This window comes from Ideonella lacteola (genome assembly GCF_038066555.1).
Classification (GTDB): domain Bacteria; phylum Pseudomonadota; class Gammaproteobacteria; order Burkholderiales; family Burkholderiaceae_C; genus Ideonella; species Ideonella lacteola.
This window is the reverse complement of record NZ_JBBUTG010000060.1, coordinates 1-3,292: the sequence shown is the minus strand read 5'-3', so window position 1 is coordinate 3,292 and position 3,292 is coordinate 1. Positions and strand designations below refer to the sequence as shown.

The following is a 3,292-nucleotide window of genomic DNA, read 5'->3' as shown; positions in this document are numbered from 1 at the left end:
TTCGCCGCCGCCAAGCGCATCGTCATCGCCAACTCCCACGGCGCCAACATCACCATCGCCGACGGCAAGATCGTCGTCACCTGCCCGGGAACCTACACCGTCAAGGCAGGTAAGAAGAGCTTGGTGGGGCCGCAAAGTGTGCCGACTTCTCTTCCTGCCCTACCGAAGGGCGAGCTCATCACTGTCGCGCGCTATGCGTTCTCACTTTGAAGGCTGAGCCATGCTGATCAGCCCCCCCTTCTTGCCCGCCCGTCTTGCAAACGAATCCGAAGACGATTGGATCAACCGCTGCATGTCTGGCGGTCAACCCGGAGACGGTGCATTTCCGTTGAGCCTCAATCTAGGTTGGCACGGCGGCATGCACCTGATTGCGCCGATGAACGGAGACACGCCCGAGCCAGTGCGAGCCATCGCAGACGGGACGGTTGTCTTCACGCGCACCCCGACGCCGCAGCCGAGCGGCCCACTTCCGACCGACCATCCACTGGCCTACCGTGGGCGCTGGACCGACAACGGGGTTGTCGTACTGCGCCACGAAACGGAAATCGGCGAAGGCGCCAACGCGCGGGTGGTGTTCTTCTCGATCTACATGCACCTGAGCGCCGTTCATCCAGCCCTTCAGGTAGGAAGAACCGCATATCGCAAGTCTGAATTGGGCGCCGCTGGCCAGATCTACGGTGACACGCAGCGGCGAATTCACTTCGAGATCGTCTGTGATGACGCTAACTTGGCCCGTCTCGTCGGTCGTGCCAGCGGCGATTTATCTACAACCTCAGATGGGCGACTCGATGCAGTCTACGGTCAGGTGTACTTCGTGCTGCCGTCCGGCACGAACTTCTACGACCGAAAGCCCTTGGACAATCGCTCCGTCGCGCACATCCAACCACCCAAGCCCAGCGACAACGCGCCGCTACCTCCGGTGCAACCATTGCAGGCAACCCACACCAGCGCCGAAGGCGAAATACTGGTTATAGCGCTTCGCTACTCGGATGGCCACGGTGCAGCTGGCCATCGCGGGAGCGCATGGCTAAGTACCCTCGCGCCCGACGGAACGGCCGTCGGGCAACTCTCCGAAGAGCAAGACGCTGAGTACAACCTGTACGCGCGCGCCATCGAAATCAGCAATGTCTTCCCCGCCGACGCCTGCCCGGCCCCAAGCGCGGTTTACGAGTTGCTGCGGTTTGGACGCGTCATCAACACGGCAAACGAATCCCTCATCCCGGCCGATTTACCGCACTGGCGTCGCGTCCCCTATGCCGGAGGGAGCGGCTGGGTGAATTTGAACGCTCAGGGTGTGCGCAAATTCAGTGATGCCGACTTTCCGCATTGGCAACAGTGGCGGCTGATTGACGACAGTGCCGATCAGGACAGCCGCTGCGACTCCGCTACCCTAAGGTCTTGGCTCGACATCAGTGGCGAGGGCCAAGTGGACCCCATCGAAGCTACAGCGCGCCTGGCCGATACGGCAGTCGCGCCTAGGCTGGCGCGCGCCATCTGCAAATTCCCGTCGGAATGGGATGCCTCCGCCATCGACCGACGCTGGGAATGGCTAAAAACGACGACTCCTGAAAATCCAATTCCATTCACGAACTCAGACTTCGAGTTGCTCAAGGCCCACATTGAGGCGCTAGCGTTCCTTCCCGGAGAAACAGGCCTGCCAGTGAATCATTGGCACTTTCAGCCGCGAAGCTTCATATCGCAGCTACGGAAGTCTGGCTGGCTGTCCGCATCGGAACTGAAGAGAATATATCCAGCAGCGACCGCAGCAAATATAGAAAAGTATCGACAGAAACTGAATTCATGTCGACAAAAGTATGGAATACTCAGCAACTCTCGGAATGGCCATTTTTTCGGGCAGGCGGCTGTTGAGTCACTGCAGCTCACCCTGATGAAGGAACGCTACAACGGCGATCCAGACGACTACTTTCGCAAGTACGCGAAAGCCAGAAACTTCAAGGGTTGGCTCGGAAACGTCGAATGGAATGATGGCCACAAATTTTGCGGCAGGGGACTAAAGCAAATGACCGGCCGCGACAACTATTCAAAATACTGGATCTACCGTGGCTGGCTTAGGCAATCCACTTTCAAACAACGTTGGTGGGTTGACGCACGTTGGTGGGGACTATCCGGAACCAACATTCCAACCGCTCAATTGAATACTCTCCCAACCCAAAACCCCAATCTCGTTGCGGCCGCCAGGGCAGAGAATATGCCTCCAGAGATTAATGACCCTGATCGTGCATATACAGACATATATGCGTGCATCGATACCGCAGGTTGGTTCTGGGCCAAAAATAAACTAACCCGAACCGCCGATGCCGGCGTGGAATTCGCAACAATTGACGACATGACTAGAAAGATTCGGGGCGACGCAGAGTCTGTGGGGGTAACCACCCCTTGGCCAGCTGACGCTAACCGGCCTCAACGGGGCCAGGAAACAGTGCGCATCCATTCATTTTTCGCCGAATACTAATATGATCAGTCGACTCGCGACCGGACTACTATTGGGTCCGTTCCTTTATAGCACTTGCATGGCCGCAACCGACATAAAGTGCTCGGAAGCCAATTCTCAAATTCAACTTGAACTTATCGGATCCACTAGCTCTCTGCCAGTTTCGCTGCCAAATATAACCGATGGCTGTCAACGCAGCTTCGAGTTCATTGAATCTAGTACAAATTCATTAGAGGGCCTAGTTAGAATATCGCCCATTGAACTTGGACTAAACGCTCAAAACGAGGTCTACAGAATCACCTTTAAGGGCGGAAGTGCCAGGCGTATTGGAGAGATCCCTGCCGGTGCAGAATCCGCCGGACACAACACGTTTGTCCATATAATTCAGCAGGGCTATTCGATATATAAGAACACCTATATAGCCAGCGAAACGAATATTTCACTATCCGGTGAATCGCTGGAACTGGTCACCGGTGGAACAATCTGCGCAGAAGCGGGTAAGAACGCGTACGCACTTGATATTTCCTCAAATCGAGATTGCAAGAGGCGAATCGAGGCAAGCTACAAGAAGCCTGTTTGTTTAACTCATAGTGGGCAGATAACAACGCAATCGAAGCTTGATCGTTGCTCAGAACTTTCGAACTACAAATAGAGCTTTCCTGCCAGCGCGCTGGGCGGCGCGGGTTTGCGTTTTCACCGCGCCAGCCAGGTGCAGGATCAGGACGGCGTCACGCAATTCGACCTGGCCGTGCAGTGGGGTGCGCGCACCCTCACCGCCAGCAGCAGCGACTACAAGTCCGGCCAGGTCATCAGCGCCAGCGTGCCCACCCTGGCCCCGGT

The 3,292-nt window shown here is 56.4% G+C and carries 3 protein-coding genes; all 3 read left to right on the top strand.

From position 1 onward, the window contains the following. Nucleotides 1-210, top strand: a 210-nt coding sequence (locus AACH06_RS29905) for a DUF2345 domain-containing protein (RefSeq protein ID WP_341429487.1), incomplete at its 5' end; no start/stop codon positions are given. A gap of 10 nt (nt 211-220) precedes the next feature. Then, nucleotides 221-2,473 carry a hydroxyethylthiazole kinase gene (locus AACH06_RS29900; RefSeq protein ID WP_341429486.1) on the top strand — a complete coding sequence of 751 codons (2,253 nt, stop codon included), beginning with the start codon at nt 221-223 and terminating at the stop codon, nt 2,471-2,473. A 58-nt stretch (nt 2,474-2,531) separates the two neighbouring features. Then, nucleotides 2,532-3,104, top strand: a complete 573-nt coding sequence (locus AACH06_RS29895) for a hypothetical protein (protein ID WP_341429485.1) — start codon at nt 2,532-2,534, stop codon at nt 3,102-3,104. Nucleotides 3,105-3,292 lie beyond the last annotated feature (188 nt).